This is a genomic window from Streptosporangium fragile, assembly GCF_039534445.1.
GTDB classification, from domain to species: Bacteria; Actinomycetota; Actinomycetes; order Streptosporangiales; family Streptosporangiaceae; genus Streptosporangium; species Streptosporangium fragile.
The window spans coordinates 24,019-44,234 of record NZ_BAAAVI010000016.1 but is presented as its reverse complement, the minus strand read 5'-3'; the positions used below and the strand labels follow the sequence as shown (position 1 = coordinate 44,234).

General features: G+C 73.6%; 18 protein-coding genes. 16 read left to right on the top strand and 2 right to left on the bottom strand.

Annotated elements, in window-relative coordinates; all coding sequences use genetic code 11:
• The 13 genes from rfbD (at position 1) to ABD841_RS12995 (ending at position 14,090) form a co-directional block, all read left to right on the top strand.
• The gene (rfbD, locus tag ABD841_RS13055; RefSeq protein ID WP_344971014.1) at positions 1-867 is read left to right on the top strand and encodes a dTDP-4-dehydrorhamnose reductase; all 867 of its coding nucleotides are present in this window, start codon (positions 1-3) and stop codon (positions 865-867) included.
• A gap of 199 nt (positions 868-1,066) precedes the next feature.
• The gene (locus ABD841_RS13050; protein WP_344971012.1) at positions 1,067-2,302 is read left to right on the top strand and encodes a class I SAM-dependent methyltransferase; all 1,236 of its coding nucleotides are present in this window, start codon (positions 1,067-1,069) and stop codon (positions 2,300-2,302) included.
• A complete protein-coding gene (locus tag ABD841_RS13045) occupies positions 2,299-3,213 on the top strand; it encodes a sugar phosphate nucleotidyltransferase (RefSeq protein WP_344971010.1) in 915 nt (304 codons plus the stop codon). The genes ABD841_RS13050 and ABD841_RS13045 overlap by 4 nt, the downstream gene beginning before the upstream one ends.
• On the top strand, positions 3,210-3,860 hold the full coding sequence (locus ABD841_RS13040) for a PIG-L deacetylase family protein (protein WP_344971008.1): 651 nt from the start codon (positions 3,210-3,212) through the stop codon (positions 3,858-3,860). The genes ABD841_RS13045 and ABD841_RS13040 overlap by 4 nt, the downstream gene beginning before the upstream one ends.
• A 7-nt stretch (positions 3,861-3,867) precedes the next feature.
• Positions 3,868-4,908, top strand: coding sequence for an NAD-dependent epimerase/dehydratase family protein (locus tag ABD841_RS13035; RefSeq protein WP_344971006.1), 1,041 nt, complete (start codon positions 3,868-3,870; stop codon positions 4,906-4,908).
• A complete protein-coding gene (locus ABD841_RS13030) occupies positions 4,898-6,250 on the top strand; it encodes a DUF4910 domain-containing protein (protein ID WP_344971005.1) in 1,353 nt (450 codons plus the stop codon). Before ABD841_RS13035 ends, ABD841_RS13030 begins: the two co-directional genes overlap by 11 nt.
• Entirely contained in the window at positions 6,247-7,311 is a 1,065-nt protein-coding gene (locus ABD841_RS13025) for a hypothetical protein (RefSeq protein ID WP_344971003.1), read from the top strand. The genes ABD841_RS13030 and ABD841_RS13025 overlap by 4 nt, the downstream gene beginning before the upstream one ends.
• 34 nt (positions 7,312-7,345) lie before the next feature.
• Positions 7,346-8,836: a lipopolysaccharide biosynthesis protein gene (locus tag ABD841_RS13020; RefSeq protein WP_344971002.1), complete on the top strand. Its 1,491-nt coding sequence runs from the start codon at positions 7,346-7,348 to the stop codon at positions 8,834-8,836.
• A gap of 65 nt (positions 8,837-8,901) precedes the next feature.
• Positions 8,902-9,795 carry a glycosyltransferase family 2 protein gene (locus tag ABD841_RS13015; RefSeq protein WP_344971000.1) on the top strand — a complete coding sequence of 298 codons (894 nt, stop codon included), beginning with the start codon at positions 8,902-8,904 and terminating at the stop codon, positions 9,793-9,795.
• A gap of 128 nt (positions 9,796-9,923) precedes the next feature.
• Positions 9,924-10,820 carry a phytanoyl-CoA dioxygenase family protein gene (locus ABD841_RS13010; protein WP_344970998.1) on the top strand — a complete coding sequence of 299 codons (897 nt, stop codon included), beginning with the start codon at positions 9,924-9,926 and terminating at the stop codon, positions 10,818-10,820.
• A gap of 113 nt (positions 10,821-10,933) precedes the next feature.
• Complete coding sequence (locus tag ABD841_RS13005; RefSeq protein ID WP_344970995.1) at positions 10,934-11,893, top strand: YveK family protein; 960 nt, start codon at positions 10,934-10,936, stop codon at positions 11,891-11,893.
• 113 nt (positions 11,894-12,006) lie between these two features.
• Entirely contained in the window at positions 12,007-12,702 is a 696-nt protein-coding gene (locus ABD841_RS13000) for a hypothetical protein (RefSeq protein ID WP_344970993.1), read from the top strand.
• Between the two features lie 5 nt (positions 12,703-12,707).
• Positions 12,708-14,090 (top strand): O-antigen ligase family protein, encoded by a 1,383-nt coding sequence (locus ABD841_RS12995; protein WP_344970992.1) that lies wholly within the window; start codon positions 12,708-12,710, stop codon positions 14,088-14,090.
• On the opposite strand, the gene ABD841_RS12990 is transcribed toward ABD841_RS12995, so the two are convergent.
• The gene (locus ABD841_RS12990) at positions 14,029-14,577 is read right to left on the bottom strand and encodes a dTDP-4-dehydrorhamnose 3,5-epimerase family protein (RefSeq protein WP_344970990.1); all 549 of its coding nucleotides are present in this window, start codon (positions 14,575-14,577) and stop codon (positions 14,029-14,031) included. The genes ABD841_RS12995 and ABD841_RS12990 overlap by 62 nt on opposite strands.
• A gap of 149 nt (positions 14,578-14,726) precedes the next feature.
• On the opposite strand from ABD841_RS12990, the gene ABD841_RS12985 reads away from it, so the two are divergent.
• The 3 genes from ABD841_RS12985 (at position 14,727) to ABD841_RS12975 (ending at position 19,272) form a co-directional block, all read left to right on the top strand.
• The gene (locus ABD841_RS12985; protein WP_344970989.1) at positions 14,727-15,554 is read left to right on the top strand and encodes a WecB/TagA/CpsF family glycosyltransferase; all 828 of its coding nucleotides are present in this window, start codon (positions 14,727-14,729) and stop codon (positions 15,552-15,554) included.
• 201 nt (positions 15,555-15,755) lie between these two features.
• Positions 15,756-17,858 carry a glycosyltransferase gene (locus tag ABD841_RS12980; RefSeq protein ID WP_344970987.1) on the top strand — a complete coding sequence of 701 codons (2,103 nt, stop codon included), beginning with the start codon at positions 15,756-15,758 and terminating at the stop codon, positions 17,856-17,858.
• Between the two features lie 10 nt (positions 17,859-17,868).
• Positions 17,869-19,272: a hypothetical protein gene (locus ABD841_RS12975; RefSeq protein ID WP_344970985.1), complete on the top strand. Its 1,404-nt coding sequence runs from the start codon at positions 17,869-17,871 to the stop codon at positions 19,270-19,272.
• Here ABD841_RS12975 and ABD841_RS12970 read toward each other — a convergent pair.
• Complete coding sequence (locus ABD841_RS12970; RefSeq protein ID WP_344970983.1) at positions 19,269-20,210, bottom strand: NAD-dependent epimerase/dehydratase family protein; 942 nt, start codon at positions 20,208-20,210, stop codon at positions 19,269-19,271. The two genes, ABD841_RS12975 and ABD841_RS12970, sit on opposite strands and share 4 nt — an antisense overlap.
• Positions 20,211-20,216: the final 6 nt, after the last annotated feature.

Sequence of the window (20,216 nt, the reverse complement as noted above, 5' to 3'; positions counted from 1 at the left end):
GTGAAACCGACGAGCCGATGGCTGGTCACCGGGGCCTCCGGCATGCTCGCCACCGAACTGCTGAGCCGCCTGCGGGCCGCCGGGCACCCCGTCCTGGCGTTCGGCAGGGACGATCTCGACCTGCGCGACGCCTCCGCCGTGCACCACCTGGTCACGGCCTGCCGGCCGGACATCGTGGTGAACTGCGCGGCCTGGACGGCCGTGGACGACGCGGAGACGCACGAGGACGAGGCGTTCGCCGTCAACGGCGCCGGGGTGCGCACGCTCGCCGAGGCGTGCGGACGGCTCGGCGCGCGGATGGTCCAGCCCTCCAGCGACTACGTCTTCGACGGCACCGCGTCGGACCCGTATCCGGAGGACGCGCGGACCTGCCCGGTCAACGCCTACGGGCGCACCAAGCTCGCGGGCGAGCGCGCCGTGCTGGAGGTGCTGCCGCACAGCGGTTACGTGGTGCGGACCGCGTGGCTGTACGCCGCGACCGGCCACAACTTCGTCCGCACCATGGCCCGGCTGGAGCGGGAGAAACCGGTCGTCGACGTCGTCGGCGACCAGGTCGGCCAGCCCACCTGGGCCGGTGACCTGGCCGGCCGGATCCTCGGCCTGACGGCGGGCGGGGCGCCGCCGGGGATCTACCACGCGACCAACTCCGGCCGGACGAGCTGGTACGGCCTCGCCAGGGAGATCTTCGAGCTGCTCGGCGCCGACCCCGGCCGGGTCAAGGAGGTCTCCTCCGCGGACTTCCCGCGCCCCGCCCGGCGTCCGGCGTACGGCGTGCTGGGGCACGGCGGCTGGGGCCGGGCGGGGCTGCCGCCGATGCGGGACTGGCGGGAGGCGCTGCGCGCGTCCGGGCGCCTCGGCCCCGGCTAGCGGCGGCCGCGGGCCGCGGGAACGGGCGCCAGGCCGGGCCCGCGGCGGCGCCCGCACCACGGTGGGACGGGCCGGCGCCGGTCTCCGCACCGGGTGGTCACGACACTGGGTGCGCCGGGCACGAGCCCGGCGCCGGGCCCGAGAGCGATCTGTCGAGCAACACCCGTCGGGCCGCGTCACGCGGCGAGGGAGCATGTCCATGACAACCTGCAGGCTGTGCGGCTCGACGAGCCTCGCCAGCGTCGTCGACCTCGGGGCGACCCCGCCCTGCGAGCGGTTCCTCACCGAGGAGCAGCTGGCGGAGCCGGAGGTCACCTACCCCCTGCACCTGCGGGTCTGCACCGGCTGCTGGCTGGCGCAGATCCCGCCGATGATCACTCCCGAGGACACGTTCACCGAGTACGCCTACTTCTCGTCGTACTCGACGTCGTGGGTGGAGCACGCCCGCGCGTTCGTGCGCGGGGCGGCCGACCGGCTCGGGCTGGACGGCGGCTCGTTCGTCGTCGAGGTGGCCAGCAACGACGGCTACCTGCTCCGGCACGTGGTCGAGCGGGGCATCCGCTGCCTGGGCATCGAGCCCTCCAGGAACGTCGGCCGGGCCGCCCGGGACGCGGGGGTGCCGACGCTGACGGCGTTCCTCGGCCCGGAGACCGGGGCCGCGGTCCGCGCGGAGCACGGGCCGGCCGACCTGGTGGTGGCCAACAACGTCTACGCCCACATCCCGGACGTCACCGGGTTCACCCGGGGACTGCGCGCCCTGGTGGCCGACGACGGCTGGGTCTCCATCGAGGTCCAGCACCTGCTCACGCTCATGGAGCGCAACCAGTACGACACCATCTACCACGAGCACTTCCAGTACTACACGGTCGCCTCCGCGCGCCGCGCCCTGGCCGGCGGCGGGCTCTCCCTCGTCGACGTCGAGTCGCTGCCCACCCACGGCGGGTCCATCCGCCTGTGGGCCAGGCCACGCGAGGCCGCCGGCGAGCCCGGCGAGCGGGTGACCGCGCTGCTGGCCGCGGAGAAGGCCGCGGGCCTGCACGAGCTGTCCGGCTACGCCGCGTTCGGCGGGCGGGTCGCACGCGTCCGCCGCGACCTGCTGCGCTTCCTCATCGAGGCCGCCGAGCGGGGTGAGACCGTGGCCGGCTACGGGGCGCCCGGCAAGGGCAACACCCTGCTCAACCACTGCGGCGTCCGGCCCGACCTGCTCCCGTTCACGGTCGACCGCAACCCCTACAAGCACGGCAGGTTCACCCCCGGGGCGCGCATCCCGATCCTGCCGCCCGAGCGGCTGGCCGAGGAGCGGCCCGACTACGTGCTGGTGCTCCCGTGGAACCTCCGTGAGGAGCTCACCGGCCAGCTTTCCTTCGTCAACGCCTGGGGAGGCCGGCTGGTCTTCCCCATCCCCAACCTGGAGATCGTCGAGGTGAACCCGTGAAGGTCGTCCTCTTCTGCGGCGGGTACGGCACCAGGATGCGCACCGGCACCCCCGGCGACGCGCCCAAACCCATGCAGCTCGTCGGCCCCCGGCCGCTCATCTGGCATGTGATGCGCTACTACGCGCACTTCGGGCACACCGAGTTCGTCCTCTGCCTCGGCTACGGCGCCCACCACATCAAGGACTTCTTCCTGAACTACCAGGAGACGACCTCCAACGACTTCGTCCTGCGCGGAGGCCGGGTGGAGCTGCTGTCCACCGACATCTCCGACTGGTCGATCTCGTTCGTGCAGACCGGGATCACCTCGCCGATCGGCGAGCGGCTGCGCCGGGTCCGCGAGCATCTGGGGGGCGACGAGATGTTCCTGGCCAACTACGCCGACGTGCTCACCGACGCGCCGCTGCCGGAGATCGTCGAGCGCTTCGCCCGGTCCGACGCGGGCGCGTCGATGATGGTGGTGCCGCCCTCCGACACCTTCCACTGCATCGAGCTGGGCGAGAACGGCCTGGTCGGCGGGATCACCCCGGTCAGCCGGATGCCGCTCTGGGTCAACGGCGGCTACTTCGTGCTCCGCCAGGAGGTCTTCGACCACATCCCGGAGGGCGGCGACCTCGTCGCGGACGGCTGCGCCGAGCTGGCCAAGCGCGGCCGGCTGCTGGCCTACCCGCACCGTGGCTACTGGCGGCCGAGTGACACGGTCAAGGAGCGGGTCGCCCTCGACGAGGCGTACTCGCGGGGCGACCGCCCCTGGGCGCTGTGGGAGCGCGACCCCGCCGCGGGAGCCTCCACGGATCCGGGAGGCGGCACCGCGGGGCCCGCCGGGGCTTCGCGGCGGGGGCCGTGGGCGGGCGGGCGGCGTACGGCCACGGCGGACGCGGGCCTGGCGTCCGCGGCGGTGCCGTCCACATGATCCGCTTCCGGCCGACCGGCGCGGGCCGGATCGCACTCCTGGCCGCGCACTGCGACGACCTCGCCATCGGGGCCGGCGGCACCCTGCTCACCCTCTGCTCGGCGCGTCCCGGCGTCCGGGTGGACGCGCTGGTGCTCTCCGGCGGCGGGACCACGCGGGAGGACGAGGAGCACGCGGCGCTGACCGCCTTCTGCCCCGGCGCCGACCTGCGGCTCACCGTGCTGAAGCTGCCCGACGGGCGGCTGCCCGCGCACTGGGGGGAGGCGAAGGAGGCGGTGGAGGAGCTGCGCGCCCGCACCGACCCCGACCTGCTGTTCGCGCCCGCCCCCGGCGACGCCCACCAGGACCACCGGGGCCTGGCCGGGCTGGTGCCCACCGCCTTCCGCGACCACCAGGTGCTCGGCTACGAGATCGTCAAGTGGGACGGCGACCTGGGCCGCCCCTCGGCCTACCACCCGCTCGCGCCCGAGGTCGCCGAGGCGAAGGCGGACCTGCTCCACCGGCACTACCCCTCGCAGCGGCACCGCCCCTGGTACGACCGCGAGGCGTTCCTCGGACTGGCCCGCATCCGCGGGATCGAGTGCCACGCGCGCTACGCCGAGGCGTTCCACGTGAACAAGCTGACCCTGGACCTGGCTGGAGGATGAACGACCGATGCGCGTGCTGCTGACCGGACATCAGGGATACCTGGGGAGCGTGATGGCCCCGGTGCTCACCGGCGCGGGCCACGAGGTGGTCGGGCTCGACTCCGGGCTCTTCGCCGGCTGCGTGCTGGGCCCCGCGCCCGACGACCCGCCCGGCCACCCGGTCGACGTGCGGGACGTCACCGCGGACGCCCTGGCCGGGATCGACGCGGTGGTGCACCTGGCCGCCCTGTCCAACGACCCGCTGGGCTCGCTGGCGCCCGAGCTGACCTACGACGTCAACCACCGCGCCTCGGTGCGCCTGGCCCGGCTCGCCCGCGACGCGGGCGTACGCCGGTTCCTGTACGCCTCCACCTGCTCGGTCTACGGGGCCTCCGGCAGCGACCTGGTCGACGAGGACGCCCCGCTGCGCCCGGTGACCCCCTACGCCGACTCCAAGGTCAGGGTCGAGGACGACCTGCTCACGCTGGCCGACGACGACTTCAGCCCGGTGTTCCTGCGCAACGCCACCGCCTTCGGGTTCTCGCCCCGGCTGCGCGCGGACATCGTGCTGAACAACCTCGTCGGGCACGCGATCCTGTCCGGCGAGGTCCGGGTGCTGTCCGACGGCACCCCCTGGCGCCCGCTGGTACACGCCGCCGACATCGCGGCCGCCTTCGCCAGGGCCCTGACCGCCCCGCGCGAGGCAGTGCACGCCAGGGCGTTCAACGTGGGCACCGAGCAGAACAACGTCACCGTGGCGGAGATCGCCGCCGAGGTCGCCGAGGCGGTGCCCGGGTCCCGGGTCGTGATCACCGGCGAGACCGGCGGCGACACCCGCTCCTACCGGGTCGACTTCTCCCGGGTCCGCGCCGCGCTCCCCGGTTACGAGGCGCTGTGGACGGTCAAGGCGGGCGCCGCCCAGCTCGTCGAGGCCTACGGGCGGTCCGGCCTGACCGAGGAGGACTTCCGGACCCGTTTCACCAGGCTGGCGTGGCTCTCGGCGCGGCGCCGGGCCGGTTCCGTCGACGGCGCGCTGCGCCCCCGCGGGGTGGTGGGCAGTGACGGATGAGGCCCCCGCGGGGCGGGCGACGGTGGACGAGGCCGGTGCGGGACGGCGGGCGATGACGGGCGCGGAGGAGGGGCGCTGGATGCACGCCCTGGTCGAACGGCTCTACCCGCTGTGCCGGAGCATCACCGGTGACGGCGTGCGCCGCACCCTGGAGATCATCGCGGAGTCCGTCCGGCTGCGGGTCCGCGAGGTGCCCACGGGCACCCAGGTCCTCGACTGGACGGTGCCCAGGGAGTGGAACATCCGCGACGCCTACGTCAAGGACGCCGCCGGCACCCGGGTGATCGACTTCGCGGCGTCCACCCTGCACGTGGTCGGCTACAGCGTCCCGGTGTCGGCCACCATGACCTTGGAGGAGCTGCGCGGGCACCTGCACACGCTCCCGGAGCAGCCCGGCCTGATCCCGTACCGGACCGGCTACTACGCCGAGACGTGGGGCTTCTGCCTGGCCCACGAGACCCTGGAGGGGCTCGGCGAGGGGCCGTACGAGGTCGTGATCGACTCCATGCTGGCCGACGGGCACCTGACCTACGGCGAGTACGTGGTGCCCGGCCGGGTCCCCGAGGAGGTGCTCGTCTCCTGCCACGTGTGCCATCCCTCGCTGGCCAACGACAACCTGGCGGGCGCCGCGGTGGCGGTCCGGCTCGCGCGGCGGCTGGCGGAGACCGACCCGTGGTACACCTACCGGTTCCTCTTCGCGCCCGGCACCATCGGCGCCATCACCTGGCTGGCCCGCAACCGCGAGCGCACGAGCAGGATCAGGCACGGCCTCGTGCTGGCCTGCGCGGGTGACCGCGGCCCGCTGACGTACAAGCGCAGCAGGCGCGGCGACGCCGGGATCGACCGGGCGGTCCGGCACGTGCTGCGGACCTCCGGGCGCGAGCACACGGTCGTCGACTTCTCCCCGTACGGCTACGACGAGCGGCAGTTCTGCTCACCGGGTTTCGACCTGCCCGTCGGCTCCCTCACCCGGACTCCGTACGCGGGATATCCCGAGTACCACACGTCGGCGGACAACCCGGACTTCGTCTCCCCGGAGGCGATGCTGGAGACCCTGGAGACCTGCTGGGAGGTCACCCGGGTGCTGGAGGGCGACCGCCGCTACCTCAACCTCAGCCCGTACGGCGAGCCGCAGCTGGGCAGGCGCGGCCTGTACGGGGCCCTGGGCGGGCGCAGCGACACGCGACAGGCCCAGATGGCGATGCTCTGGGTGCTGAACCTCTCCGACGGGCGGCACAGCCTCCTCGACATCGCGGAACGGTCCGACCTGCCCTTCGCCGTCGTGGCCGACGCGGCACGGGCCCTGCGCGACGCGGGACTGCTCAAGGAGTGTGCGCTGTGACGCGGTTTCGGACCGGGACGGGCTCCCCGTCCCCAGGGGTGCTCAACCTGCGGGTCGGCGAGACGGTGGAGGTGCTCGGCGAGGCCGAGATCATGGCCACGCTGGACGAGAAGGGCGAACTGGACGAGCTGCCCTTCATGCCGGAGATGCTGGCCTTCTGCGGGCGACGGCTCACGGTGCACAAGGTGGCGCACAAGCTCTGCGACACGATCAGCCGCACCGGCATGCGGCGGATGGAACGCGCCGTCCACCTCACCGGGGCGCGCTGCGACGGGCAGGCGCACGGGGGCTGCCAGACGGCCTGCCAGTTCTACTGGAAGGAGGCCTGGCTCAGGCGGGTGGATCCGGCAGGCTCCCCGCCCCCGCCGGCCCCGCCCCCGTCCGGGCGGGCCCCCTCGGCCCTCCCCGAGGACCTCGCGGCGGGCCGTGCCCTGCTCCCGGTTCTCACGGCGGCCACGAGGAAGCCCCCCGGGCCCGGCGGGGAGGAGCGGTTCTCCTGCCAGGCGACCGAGCTGCTGCGCGCCGCGCCCACCTGCCTGCCGCTCAAGGACGTCGGGCAGTACGTCAAGGACGTGCGCACCGGCAACACGGGTCCGCTGTTCACGCTGCGCTCGATCCTCGTCGGGCTGTTCAACCGCTTCCAGGAGCGCAGCGCGCGGGTGCTGCCCCACCGGCTGCGCATCAGGGGAGGGCTTCGATGGGGCTTCGTCCGGGGCCGGGTCGTGGGCACGACGCCGACCGCCACGCTCGACCTCCGGCCGGGCGAGTGGGTCCGGATCAAGTCCAAGGAGGAGATCGTCAAGACTCTCAACCAGGACCTGCTCAACCGCGGCCTGGGCTTCGAGGAGGAGATGGCCCGCCACTGCGGCCGGACCGCCCGGGTGCTCACCCGGGTCGAGCGGTGCATCGACGAGCGGAGCGGCCGGATGCTCCGGATGAGGACCCCCTCGGTGACCCTGGAGGGCATCGTCTGCGCCGGCGCGTACAGCGCGGGCTGTCCGAGGCAGTTCGTCCCGTTCTGGCGGGAGATCTGGCTGGAGCGGGTCGAGGAACCCGCTTGAGCGGGCCCCACCACGAGGCGGACGGAAGACACGGATGAACGAGCGTCGGGGCGCGGACGCCGGGGGGTCCCCCGGGGCGGGCGAGCACGTCGGCGAGATCGGCAGGAAAGCCGGCCGCGGGCTGCGCTGGAGCCTGCTGGGCAACCTGGGGACCAAGGCGAGCACCTTCGTCATGGGGCTGGTGCTCGCCCGGCTGCTCGCGCCGGAGGACTTCGGCCTGTACGCCGTCGCGCTGGCGGCGACCACCTTCGTCATGCACGTCAACGACGTCGGCATCATCGCGGCCACCGTGCAGTGGCGGGGCCGGATCGAGGACATGGCCCCCACGGCCACGGCCATGGCTCTGGCGTTCAGCACCGGGCTGTACGGGATCTTCTGGGTGGTCGCCCCGCACTTCGCCGAGCTGGCGGGCAGCGCGGAGGCCACACCGGTGGTCCGGCTGCTCACCGCGGTCATCCTGATCGACGGCGTCACCGCCGTGCGGGCGGCCGCGCTGATGCGCGGGTTCGAGCACGACAAGCTGGCCGGGGCGAACATCGCGGGCTCCCTGGTCAACGTCGCGGTGGCGGTCCCGCTCGCCGCCGGCGGCGCCGGGGCCCTCAGCTTCGCCTGGGGGCAGGTCGCGGCCAACGCGGTCACCGGCGCGCTGGTGCTCGCCTGGGCCCGGCTGCCGTTCCGGCTCGGCTTCGACCGGGAGGTCGCGGTCAGGCTCCTGCGGTTCGGGGTCCCGCTGGCCGTGGGCCTCGGCATCGAGGCGGTGCTGATGAACGCCGACTACGTCATCGTCGGCTCCGTGCTCGGCCCCGTCGCGCTCGGCTTCTACCTGCTGGCGTTCAACGTCTCCAGCTGGGTGCCCGGCGTGATCGGGACCGCCCTGCGCCACGTGACCGTCCCCAGCTTCTCCCGGCTGGCCGAGCGCACGCCGGAGTCGCTGTCGCTGGGGGTGCGGCGCTCCCTTCCCCCGCTGGTCGCCTTCGTGCTGCCGGTCGCCGTGGTGATGGCCACGCTGGCGCCGGCGATCGTGGTGTTCCTCTACGGCGAGAGGTGGGCGCCGGCCGCCGGGGTCCTGGCCCTGCTCGCGGTCCTGACGGTCGTGCGGATGCTCACCGCCCTCGCCTTCGACGTCCTCACCTCGGTGGGGGCCACGAGGGCCACCGTGTGGATGAACCTGGGCTGGGCCGTGGCGCTGGTGCCCGCGCTGTGGGCGGGCACGCACTGGGACGGCATCCGCGGCGCGGCGGCCGGACACGCGCTGGTCGGCCTCCTGGTCGCCCTGCCGATGGCGGCGCTGATGCTGGCCCGCGCCGGTGTGCTCCTGCGGCCCGTCCTGCCCGCCCTGGTGCGCCCGCTGCTGGGCGGCGTCCTCGCGGCCGCCGTCACGGTATCGCTGGCCCGGGTGACCGGGGCTTCCCCGTTCCTGCAGCTCTGCGTGGCGGGCGGCGGAGGGCTGCTCGCGTACGTCCTGCTCGTCGTGCCCGTGTCGCGGCTCAGACGGCTGGGAGGGCGGACGGTCCTCGCCCGCTGACCGGGAGACGCCCGCCGCCCGAAAGATCCATGGATCCCGAGAACCATGTGAAAGGGGGAAACCGGATGCCGACCTCCGACATTCTGGTGTCCGTCGTGCTTCCGGTGCGCAACGGCGCCGACCGGATCGAGGGAGCGGTCCGCTCGGTGCTCGCCCAGGACCACGAGCGCCTCCAGGTGCTGATCTCCGACAACGCCTCGACGGACGGCACCGAGGAGGTCTGCCGCGACCTGGCCCGGCGTGACGACCGGATCGTCTACCGCAGGCACCCGGAGAACGTGGGCCTGCTGAACAACTTCGTCCGGGCCGTGGAGCCGGCCGAGGGCACGTTCTTCCGCTGGGTCGGCGACGACGACCGGCTGGAACCCTCGTGCGTCTCCCGGGCCCTCCAGGCGTTCGCGGAGGACGACCGGCTCGTGCTGGTCACCACCCAGGTGGCCTACACCATGCCCGACGGGACGGTCCGGAGCGTCCCCCACACCGGCACCGGGCTGGAGTCGGACGACCCGGTGGACCGGTTCGCGGAGATGCTGCGACTGCTCAACGAGAGCCACCTGCTCGTCGACCCGCTGTACGGCCTGCTCCGGCGCGACCCCCTGGCCCGGATCCCCCGGCGCAACATGCTGCGCGAGGACGAGGTGTTCGCGGCCAAGCTGGCGCTGGCCGGACCGTGGGGACACGTCCCCGAGGTGCTCGCCCACCGCGACTGGAACCCCGGCTCCCTGCCCGCGATAGCCCGCCGCCTCGGCGTGCCGCCCTGGCGCGCCCGCGTCGCCACGTTGCTGCAGTGCCGGGAGATGCTCCGCTGGCTGCACCAGGTCGACCTCACCGAGGAGCAGCGCCGCCGCGCGCGTTCGGCCGTGCTCGGCATGTACCTGCGCCGCCAGCGGGTCACCGCGGCCCGCCGCGGCCGCAGGCTCGCGCTGATCGCCTCCAGGCTCGTCCCGGGCGGGCGGTGACGGGTGCCGCGCGGATCGGACGAGTGCCCCGCGAGGGAAGGACGCGCGCCCCGCGAGGGGCGACCCGGCGCCCCGGCGCCCCGGCATCCGGGCGCCCCGGCGTCCGGCCACGAGGAAGGAGACCCACGATGACCACCGTCTTCTCGAACAGCGAGGCGGACGACGACACGCGGCGGGAACTGCTCTACCGGGGGCAGGTCTTCGTCTACTCGGCGACGCCCGCCTCCCGTGAGCTGGTCGGCTTCGCCGGAGAGCTGATCGCCGAGGCGTTCGGCGGGCGTGACCCGCAGACCGCCCAGTTCGACATGCCGGTCGAGGAGTTCGCGGCGTTGCTCGCCGACCTCAAACCCCGTTTCATCCACCACCCCCGGTGCAAGGAGCTGCTCCCCGCCGTGCTGGAGGAGCTGGGCTGCGACCTGGAGAAGACCTACTTCGACGTGCCCCGGCTGCGCACCTCCACCTCGCACGACTACCTCACCTCCGGGATCTCCTACGCCTTCCACCCGCATCGCGACTGCTGGTACTCGGCGCCGTTCAGCCAGGTCAACTGGTGGATTCCCGTCTACGCAGTGGTGCCGGAGAACGTGATGGCCTTCCACCCCGGCTACTTCGACACCGCGGTGCGCAACGGCAGCGCGCGCTACGACTACGCCGAGTGGAACCGGACCAGCAGGCTCACCGCCGCCCGGCACGTGCGCGGCGACACCCGGGAGCAGCCCCGCCCCGAGGAGCCGGTACAGCTCGACCCGCAGGTGCGGGTGGTGCCCGAGCCCGGCGGCGTGCTGGTGTTCTCCGGCGCCCAGCTGCACTCGACGGTGCCCAACACCTCGGGCCGGACCCGTTTCAGCATCGACTTCCGCACGGTGCACATCGACGACGTGCGCGCCCGCCGCGGCGCGCGCAACGTGGACGCGGCGTGCACCGGCACCACCCTGCGCGACTTCGCGCGCTGCGCCGACCTCGGCCCGATGCCCGAGGACCTCGCGCTGGAGTACGAGGCGGAGGCCCTGGCCAGGAGCAGGTGACCGGGGTGCCGGCGTGCCCCGGCGAGGCCGTAGTGACAAGGAGTTCGCGTGCTGCGATCAATGCACATCGTGTCCCGGGCGCCGGACACGCCCGGAGGAGCGGGGACGGCGTAGTGGAGTTCTGGAAGACCGTCCTCGACCTCGCCAGAAGGAAGCGGATCGGGCCCCCGGTGATCGGGCTGGGACTCCTGGCCGCCGCGGTCGTCTTCTTCCTGGTGCCCCCGCGTTACGTGTCGACCGCGTCGATGGTGCTGACCACGCCCCCCGCGGGCGGGACGACCGACCCGACCAAGCCGCCGGGCCGGAGCAACCCGCTGCTGCAGTTCAGCGACGGTCTCCGGACCACGGCCGGGATCCTCATCCTGGCCCTGAACACCGAGGCGGTCGCGGCCGAGCTGGGCGTCGTGAAGGACGGCCCCACCGAGGTCACGATCAACGACGGACGCAGCAACCCCGCCATGCTCGGCATCCTCATGAACGGGCCGTTCGTGTACGTCGAGGTGGAGAGCGACTCCGCCGAGACCGCCCACACCGTCATGGTCAGGGTCCAGAACCGCCTCAGGACCGAGCTGGCCGACCGGCAGCGGGCGCTCGGGGCACCCGGCTCCACCTTCATCGGGCTCGTCGAGGTGGTGCCGCCCACCTTCCCCGAAACGGACCGTTCCGTCACGTGGCAGGCCGCGGGCGGGGCGCTGGCCCTCGTCGTCGTCCTCGGCCTGGGCCTCGCGTACGCCGTGGAGCGCCGGCGGTCGCTCCGGCACCGGTACGGCGAGGGACGGCCCGGGGTGCCCGGCCCGGCCACCCGGGCGGCCGGGACCGGAGCGGAGGAGCGGGGCGGGCGGGAAGACGGCGGCACGCCGGACGGCGCGGACCCTCCCGTCACCGTGTACGGGCCGGCGGAGATCCCCCCGGCCCGGCCGGGGACCGCCCCGGACGAGCCGCCGGCCCCGCGCGGTGGCGAGCCCCCCGGGGGGAACCCGGCGCCGGGCGCCGCGGGCGTGGATCGGGCGGGCGGGCAGGACCCGGACGCCGCCGTGGCCTCGCACGCCGGCGGGGACGACCCCGGCATGTGACAGCGCAGGTAGCAGACGACCCGGTCGCCGGGGAGCCGCGCGGTCGCGCGGCCCGGCGACTCCCCTCCGGCCCAGGAAGGAAACCCGTGGACTTCTGGGGGACAGTTCTCGTCGTGTCACGGCGATGGTACGTCGCCCTGCCGGCGTTCCTGCTGTCCATCGGCGTCGCGGTCGGCGTCTACTCGTCGATTCCGACGTTCTACGTCTCGAACTCGGTCCTCGTGCTGACCACGCCGCCCACCGGCGGGAGCCTGCCGAGCGACCCGCGCCGGCCCAACGGGCTGACCAACCCCCTGCTGAACTTCGACTGGGGCCTGAGCATGTCAGCCTCGATCCTCATCCAGGCGCTCAGCACCCCGGAGACGGCGGAGGCGCTCGGCGCGCCGCCGGACGGCGACACCACCTTCACGGTCACGAACGGCAGCACCAACCCCGAGTCGCTGGACGGCGGGCCGTTCGTGTACATCGAGGGCAGGAGCCTCTCGCCGGCGGGAGCGCGCGACCTCGTGGTGCGCGTCCGGGAACGGGCGAAGACCGAGCTGGCCGGCCGTCAGCGGCTGGTCGGCGCGCCCCCGGCGACCTACATCACGATGAGCGAGATGGTGCCGCCGACGGAGCCGCAGCCCCAGCGCGGGGGCAAGCTGCGCGGGGCCGCCGCCGCCCTGCTCCTCTGCGTGCTCGCCGGCCTCGCCGCGGTGTTCAGCCTGGAGAGCTTCCTGGACGCGCGCAGGCGCAGGCGCGGGGGCCCGGAGCCCGGCCGGTCCCGGGACCCCGGGCAGGTGCCCGCCGAACCCTCCCTGCGGAGGTGAGCGCCGTGCCCGTCGGCCCCCCCGACCGCCCGGCCCCGCGCAGCGCCGACGGGGCGACCCTGGCCGCCGTGTTCGTCATGGTCCTGATGCTGGCTCCGGCGCGGCTGGTCTTCCGCGGCCTGCCGTTCTCCCTCACCCCCGCCGACGCGGCCGGTCTCTTCGCCGCGCTGTGGTGGTTCTGCGCGCACCTGACCACCACGCTCGCCGCGGCCAAGGGCCCCAACCCCGTACGCACCGCGCTGTTCGCGTACACCGCCGCGATGCTGGCCACCTACGGCTACGCCACCGCCGCCTACCTCCCGCCGGACGAGCTCGACATGGCCGACCACAGCATCGTCCTGGTCGTGGCGACGGTGGGCGTCGGGCTCCTCGCCTGCGACGGCATCCGCGGCCGGGAGCGGCTGGACTTCGTGCTGAGATGCCTCGTGGTCGCGGGCGCCGCGGTCGGGGTCATCGCGGCGCTCCAGTTCGTGCTCGCGTTCGACCTGACGAAATACCTCACCTTCCCCGGGTTCCGGTTCACCTCGGAGCTGCCGGCCATCTTCGAGCGGAACACCCTGCGCCGGGTCGCGGGCACCACGGGGCACCCGATCGAGCTCGGAGTCGTGTGCGCGATGATCATCCCGATCGCGCTGCACTACGCGTTCGGCGCCCGCGACCGGGGCGAGCCCTCCCTGCGGTGGTGGCTGTGCGCCGCGCTGATCGGCGCCGGGTTGATGTTCTCCGTGTCCCGGTCGGCGGTCCTCGGAATGGCCGTGGTGAGCGCGGTGCTGGTCACCGGGTGGCCCGCGCGGCGGCGGATGTGGGCGGCGGTGGGCGGCGTGGGCTTCCTGGCCGTGATGAAGGTGGCCGTGCCCGGCCTGCTCAGCGTGTTCCTCGGCCTGTTCACCAGCCTGTCCAGCGATTCCAGCATCCAGTACCGGACGCACGACTACGCGGTGGCGGCCGCCGAGATCGGCAACCACCCGTGGATCGGCCGGGGACTGGGCACATGGTACGCGCCCAAACATCTGATCTTCGACAACCAGTACATCCTGTCGCTGGTGGAGACCGGCGTCATCGGCCTGGTCACCTTCGCCGGGATCTTCCTCACCGGGATCTGGGCGGCGCTGCGCGTCCGCCGCCTCAGCTCCGACCCCGCGGTGCGCGACCTGGGACTGACCCTGGCCGCATGCCTGGTGGTCCCCCTGGTCGGGGCGGCCACGTTCGACCTGCGTTCGTTCGCGACGGTGACCGGGTTGTCGTTCCTCATCATCGGAGCCGCCGGCTCGCTGTTGCGCACCACCCGGAGGGAGCCGGCCCGGGCACCCCTGCCGCCGGAGGAGGTCAATCCGGCAGCCGGCGGCGCAGCTCCGCCCAGGAGCCCGCTGCCAGATCACGCTCACTGATCGCGGTGACCGGCAGCGGCCACCGGATGCCGAGGTCGGGGTCGTCGTAGCGGACCGAGACGTCCTCGGCGGGGTCGTGTTCCCGGTCGATCCGGTAGCAGACGTCGGCCTGCTCGGTCAGCGCCTGATAGCCGTGCAACAAGCCAGGAGGGACGTAGAGGTGGACGAAGGTCTCATCGTCGAGAACGACCGACATCTGGTGGCCGAAGGTCGGGGAACCGGGCCGGGCGTCGACGAGCACGTCGTGCACGGCGCCGCGGGCGCACCGGACGAGCTTGGCCTCTCCCCGGCCGGCGCGGCCGTGCAGGGCGCGGATGGTGCCCCGGCGGGAGCGGGACTGACTGTCCTGGACGAACGCGGCGGGCTCCAGCCCGTGGGCGGCGGCCAGCGCGGCGTCGAAGGTGCGGGTGAACAGCCCCCGGTCGTCCCGGTGCTGGGTGGGAACGAACAGCAGAACCCCATCGATCTCGGTGCGTTCGACTCTCATTCCGCCATCCTCCCGACTCCCCGCGAACCCGGCCAGCGGCCTGCCGGACCCGGACGCCCGATGGCCGGAGGCGGCCACCGGGAAGGGAGAGAGACGCCGGTCGGCCCGGCGGCCCGCGGGGTGGTCCTCCCTCGCCCGGGGCGTGCGCGGTGACGCCGGACGGGCCGGTGGGCCGGGACGGCGCGGCGGGGTTCGCGCGCGTCCGGGTCGGCGCTGTCGAGATCATGGCGATCAGCGAGGCGGAACTGCTCGACCACGTCTCCCGCGAGTGGGACCTGGGACGCGGCGGCGCGATCGTCACCGCCAACGTGGACATCGTCCGCGCCGCCACGCGGGATCCCGCCCTCGCCCGGCTGGTCGCGCGCTCCGAGATCGTGGTCGCCGACGGCATGCCGGTGGTGTGGGCCGCCCGGCTCGCCGGTCTGCCGCTGCCCGGCCGGGTGACCGGGGCCTCGCTCGTCCACACCATGGCCGAGCGCGCCGCGGGTGAGAACCGCTCGGTCTACCTGCTCGGCGGGGAACCCGGCGTGCCGGAGGCCGCCGCGCGGGTCCTCGCCGGCCGCTTCCCGGGGCTGCGGGTGGCCGGTGCCTGTTCGCCCCCCTTCGGGTTCGACGCCACGCCGGAGGGGATGCGCGAGGTGGTCGCCGAGGTCGCCGTCGCCGCCCCGGACCTCGTCCTCGCCGGGCTGGGTTTCCCCAAGCAGGAGAGGACCATCCGCGCCCTGCGGGTGGCGCTGCCGCGGGCCTGGCATCTCGGCTGCGGGGCGGGGATCCCCATGGCGGCCGGACGGTTCAGCCGCGCGCCCGAGCCGGTCCAGCGGGTGGGCGCGGAGTGGCTGTACCGGCTCGCGCTGGAGCCGCGCCGCCTGGCCCGCCGCTACCTGCGCGACGACGCGCCGTTCGCGGTCGCCATGCTGGCGGGCGCCCTGCGCGGCCGCCTGGCGTCCCGGCGCGCGTCCGGTTCCTCCCATGCCTGATCCCCGCCTCGCGCCGGGTCCCCGCGCTGTGGCGGGTCCCCGCGCCATGGCGAGGTCCCCGCGTCGTGCCGGGGCCCCGCGTCGTGCTGTGTCCCGCGCTGTGGCGGGTCCCCGCGTCGTCCCGTGGTCCCTTCCGTGTCTCCGCCTCTTCCGCCCCAGGTTCCTTCCGCACAACGTCCCCGCGACAGAAACGGTTCTGACATGACTGACCGGACATGGCCTCCGCTCGCCGTAGTGATCGTCACGTATTCGAGCGGCCAGGTCGTCGAGGGATGCCTGCGCTCGCTCGACGCCGCGCTGGCCGGCGCCGGCCCGGCCCGGATCGTGGTGGTGGACAACGCCTCGTCCGACGACACCCTCGAACGGGTGCGGAAGGCGGCGCCCGAGGCCCGGGTGGTCCAGATGGGCCGTAACGCCGGGTTCGCCGCCGGGGTGAACGCCGGCATCGCCGCCGCGGACGGGTGCGACGTGCTGGTGCTGAACCCGGACATCCGGCTCGCGCCGGGATCGGTCCTCCGGCTTCGGCGGGCGCTCGCCGTGCGGGGAGCCGGGGTCGCGGTGCCCCGCCTCACCGCCGAGACCGGTGAGCTCCACCTCTCCCTGCGCAGGCGCCCCACCGTGCCGAGGGCGCTCGGCGAGGCGCTGCTGGGCGGTCACCGGGCCGGGCGGATCCCGCCGCTCGGCGGGCTGGTCGTGGATCCCGCCTCCTACGGCCGGCCGCACGCGGTCGACTGGGCGACCGGCGCCGCCTGGCTGGTCTCCCGGGCGTGCCTGGACGCCGTCGGCCGCCTGGACGAGCGCTACTTCCTCTACTCGGAGGAAACCGAGTTCATGCTGCGCGCGGGCGACCGCGGGTTCACGGTCCGGTACGAGCCCGGGGCGGAGGCGGTGCACCTCGGCGGCGAGCAGACCACCTCCAGCCGCCTGTGGGCGCTGTCGTCCGCCAACCGCGTCCGGATGCACCGCGAGCGGCACGGAGGCCCGCGCGGGCAGCTGATGCGGCTGGCGGTCGGGGTCAACGAGCTGGTGCGCGCGGTCGCGAAGGGCAGGGCGGGCGGGGCCCGGCACCGCGCGGCCCTGCGCGAGCTGGCCGTGATGCGCAGCTGGCCGCTCCCGCCGGGCGGGATGGAGGCTTCCCCCGACTACGTGTGCTTCTCGGCGCAGGACTGGTGGTACCACAACCGGGCTCACTCGGACTTCCAGCTGATGCGGTCGGTCGCCGCCCGCCGCAGGGTCCTCGTGGTCAACAGCATCGGCATGCGCATGCCGACGCCCGGCAGATCCACGCAGGTGCTACGGCGTGTCGGCCGCAAACTGCGCAGCGTCGCGATGCTGGTCAGGAGGCCGTTGCGGGACCTGCCCGGCTTCTACGTGATGTCCCCCCTGCCGCTTCCCTTCTACGGGTCCCCTCTGGCGCGGCGGGTGAACGCGGGGCTGGTGCGGGCCCAGGTGCGGGCCGTCTCCTGGGCGCTCGGGCTGCGCCGGCCGGTGATCGTGGTGACCATTCCCACGGCGTGGGACGTGGTCCGGCCGATGCGCAGGCGGGCGCTGGTGTTCAACCGCTCCGACCGGCACTCGTCGTTCCCCGAGTCCGACCGGCCGACCATCGAGGCCCTGGAACGCGGCCTGCTGGAGCGCTCCGACCACGTGCTCTACGTGAGCACCGCGTTGATGGGCGAGGAGAGGGACGTCACCGGGGACCGGGCGTACTTCCTCGACCACGGCGTGGACACCGAGCACTTCCGGCGGCGCCCGGAGAGCGAGCAGCCCGCGGAGATCCGCCGGATCCCGGGCCCGCGGGTGGGCTTCTTCGGCGCGCTGGACGACTATCTCGTGGACTTCGACCTGCTCGAACGGATCGCCGTCGAGCTGCCGGACGTCTCGCTGGTCCTGGTCGGCGCCGCGACCGTCCCGATGGAACGGCTCACCCGTCATCCGAACGTGCACTGGCTCGGGTTCAGGCCCTACGAGCAGATACCGGGATACGGCTCGGGCTTCGACGTCGCGATCATGCCCTGGCTGGACAACTCATGGATTCAGCATTCGAATCCCATCAAACTCAAGGAATATCTCGCTCTGGGATTACCGGTGGTCAGCACCCGTTTTCAGGAAATCATGAACTATGCCGATCGGGTAAGGATCGCCGCCGACGGTGACCTCTTTCTGGACGCCATTCGTGCGACACTCCGTGACGGGGGGCTGCAGCCGGCCGAGGCCATGCGGGGGTCCGTGCTCGGCGCGTCCTGGTCGTCGCGCGCGGCGCAGCTGATGGCGCTCGCGGAGACCTCACCGGACCCGCGCTGAGGAGGAGAGCATGAGGTCCGGAAAACCGGTGCGGGAGAGACGGCGCGGGGTGAGACGGCCACTGCTGGTGCTGGCCGCGGCGGGGGCGGTCTCGGCGGCGATGGCGGTGCTCGGGCTCCATTCCGTCGGCGCGCCCGCCGATCAGGCCCGGCGCCCGGCCGCGGAGATCTCGCCGGGCGGTGCTCCCCGGGCCGCCGGGCGTCAGGAGGCGGGCGTCCCGGCCTCGCTGGCCGTGCGGGTTCCCTGGGAGGGCGGCCCCGCCTACTACCGGAGGTTCGCCGCGCCCACCGCGGCGGGGTGGACAAGTCCTTCGTTCTTCCCGGTGGGTGTCTGGTTCGAGTCCGTGATCACTCAGGCGGACGTGGACAAGGACCGGGCGGCCGGGATCAACACCTACGTGGAGCTGACCGAGACCACCGACATGGCGCTGGTGCGCAGGAACGGCATGTCGGCGTTGACGAACCTCCGGCTGCCCGGGCACGGGAAGGAGACGGTCGGCTGGCTGCTCGACGACGAGGTCGACATGTGGGCGAAGGCCGGGGACGCGGAGTGGACCGGCAACCATCCCGGCGAGGGGCCCCTGTGCGTCCCCGAGAGCAGCGGGTGCGGGTTCACCGTGCTGCGCAGGCAGCGGGACCGGTTCCCGGAAGGGGACGGCCGGCTGCGTTACGCCAACTACGGCAAGGGCGTGATGATGTGGGAGAAGGACGCGGACGCCGCCGCGTTCGTCAACCGGTTCACCGACGTCGTCTCCACCGACGTCTACTGGTACACCAGCGACAGCGCCTGCCTGGACGGGCAGAACTTCCTGAACATCCCGGCCGCCAGGTGCCGCCGGGCCGCCAACTACGGCGCGGTCGTCGATCGCCAGCGCGAGCTCGACGCGCTGGACGGCCGCCTCCAGCCGATATACGGGTTCGTCGAGGTCGGCTGGCCGGCCGAGAACGACACCCGGGCGATCCAGCCGTACCAGGTGACGGGCGCCGTGATGAGTTCGCTGATCCACGAGGCCCGGGGGATCGTCTACTTCAACCACAACTTCGGCGGGCCCTGTCACTCCCAGCACGTCCTGCGGGAGAAGTGCGGGGAGAAGGTCAGACCGGCGGTGGCCGAGATCAACCGGCGGATCAGGGCGCTGGCGCCGGTGCTGAACACCCAGTCCTACGTGCACCGCTTCGGCCCAGGGCTCGACACCATGCTGAAGTACCACCGGGGCTCGTACTACGTCTTCGCCATGGTCGGAAGGGACGCGTCCCCCGGCAGGCGCACCTTCACGCTGCCTCGCGGCGTGCGCGCCGGGCGCGTCGAGGTCCTCTTCGAGAACCGCACGCTCCCCGTCGACTCCCGGGGCCGGTTCACCGACTCCTTCGCCGCCGAGTACTCCTACCACGTCTACCGGATCACGCCCTCCTAGGCTCGCTCGCCGGCGAGCTCCCGCCTGCACCAGGCCACGGTCCGGCGCAGCCCTTCCTCCAGGCCCACGCCGGCCCGCCAGCCGAGGATCTCGGCGGCGGGGGCGGTGTCGGCGATCCTGGCGCTGTCCAGCGGGCGGTCGGCGAGCGCGCCGTAGCGGGGGCGGACCGGGCCGCCGATGATCCGGCCGAGGAGCTCCACGGTGTCGCGGATGGACGTCCCGGCCCCCGTGCCGATGTCGAGGGTCCGGCCCGCCGCGCCGGGCGCCTCGCCCGCCGCGAGGAAGGCGTCGACCACGTCGTCGACGTACACCCAGTCGAGCTGCCGCGTGCCGCTGCCGAGGTCGGGCTCCCGGCCGCGTAGCAGCGAGAGCGCCACGTAGGGGACCAGCTTCCCGGTGTCCTGCCGTCCCGGCCCGTAGACCATGCCGATCCGCAGGTTGCTGACCTGGACGTCCCACAGCTGGTGGAACATCCGGGCGTAGCCGTCGGCGGCCCACTTCGACGCCGCGTACGGCGAGGACGGCGCCCGGCCGCCCTCCTCGGGCCGGAGCTCCTCGAGCGAGCCTGCGAGCACCATCCGGGTTCCCGGGCTGCCGACGATCGCCGTCAGCAGGTTGACCACACTGGTGAGGTTGCTCGCGAGCATCGGCAGGACGAGCTTCGGGTCTCTGGCGCCGGCGACCTCGCTGGCGAGGTGGAACACGACGGCGGGACGGGCCGCGCGGACGATCCCCTCGACCGCGGCCGCGTCGCCGACGTCGGCGACGTGCCAGGTCGCCTGCCCGTCCGCGCTCTCCCGGGGACGGCGGCTAATCGCGTGCACCCGCGCGCCGAGCGAGTGCAGGCGCCGCACCAGGTGGGTCCCGATGAAGCCGGTGGCCCCCGTCACCAGTACGGACCTGCCGTGCCAGCGATCTTCCATACCGAACCCGGGCATGTGCCT

Coding starts and splice junctions, on each gene's coding strand:
- ABD841_RS12990 (WP_344970990.1), bottom strand. CDS start 14,577: ATGAGAGTCGAACGCACCGAGATCGATGGGGTTCTGCTGTTCGTTCCC.
- ABD841_RS13010 (WP_344970998.1), top strand. CDS start 9,924: ATGACCACCGTCTTCTCGAACAGCGAGGCGGACGACGACACGCGGCGG.
- ABD841_RS12975 (WP_344970985.1), top strand. CDS start 17,869: ATGAGGTCCGGAAAACCGGTGCGGGAGAGACGGCGCGGGGTGAGACGG.
- ABD841_RS12970 (WP_344970983.1), bottom strand. CDS start 20,210: ATGCCCGGGTTCGGTATGGAAGATCGCTGGCACGGCAGGTCCGTACTG.
- ABD841_RS13020 (WP_344971002.1), top strand. CDS start 7,346: ATGAACGAGCGTCGGGGCGCGGACGCCGGGGGGTCCCCCGGGGCGGGC.
- ABD841_RS13040 (WP_344971008.1), top strand. CDS start 3,210: ATGATCCGCTTCCGGCCGACCGGCGCGGGCCGGATCGCACTCCTGGCC.
- ABD841_RS13050 (WP_344971012.1), top strand. CDS start 1,067: ATGACAACCTGCAGGCTGTGCGGCTCGACGAGCCTCGCCAGCGTCGTC.
- ABD841_RS12980 (WP_344970987.1), top strand. CDS start 15,756: ATGACTGACCGGACATGGCCTCCGCTCGCCGTAGTGATCGTCACGTAT.
- ABD841_RS13035 (WP_344971006.1), top strand. CDS start 3,868: ATGCGCGTGCTGCTGACCGGACATCAGGGATACCTGGGGAGCGTGATG.
- ABD841_RS13015 (WP_344971000.1), top strand. CDS start 8,902: ATGCCGACCTCCGACATTCTGGTGTCCGTCGTGCTTCCGGTGCGCAAC.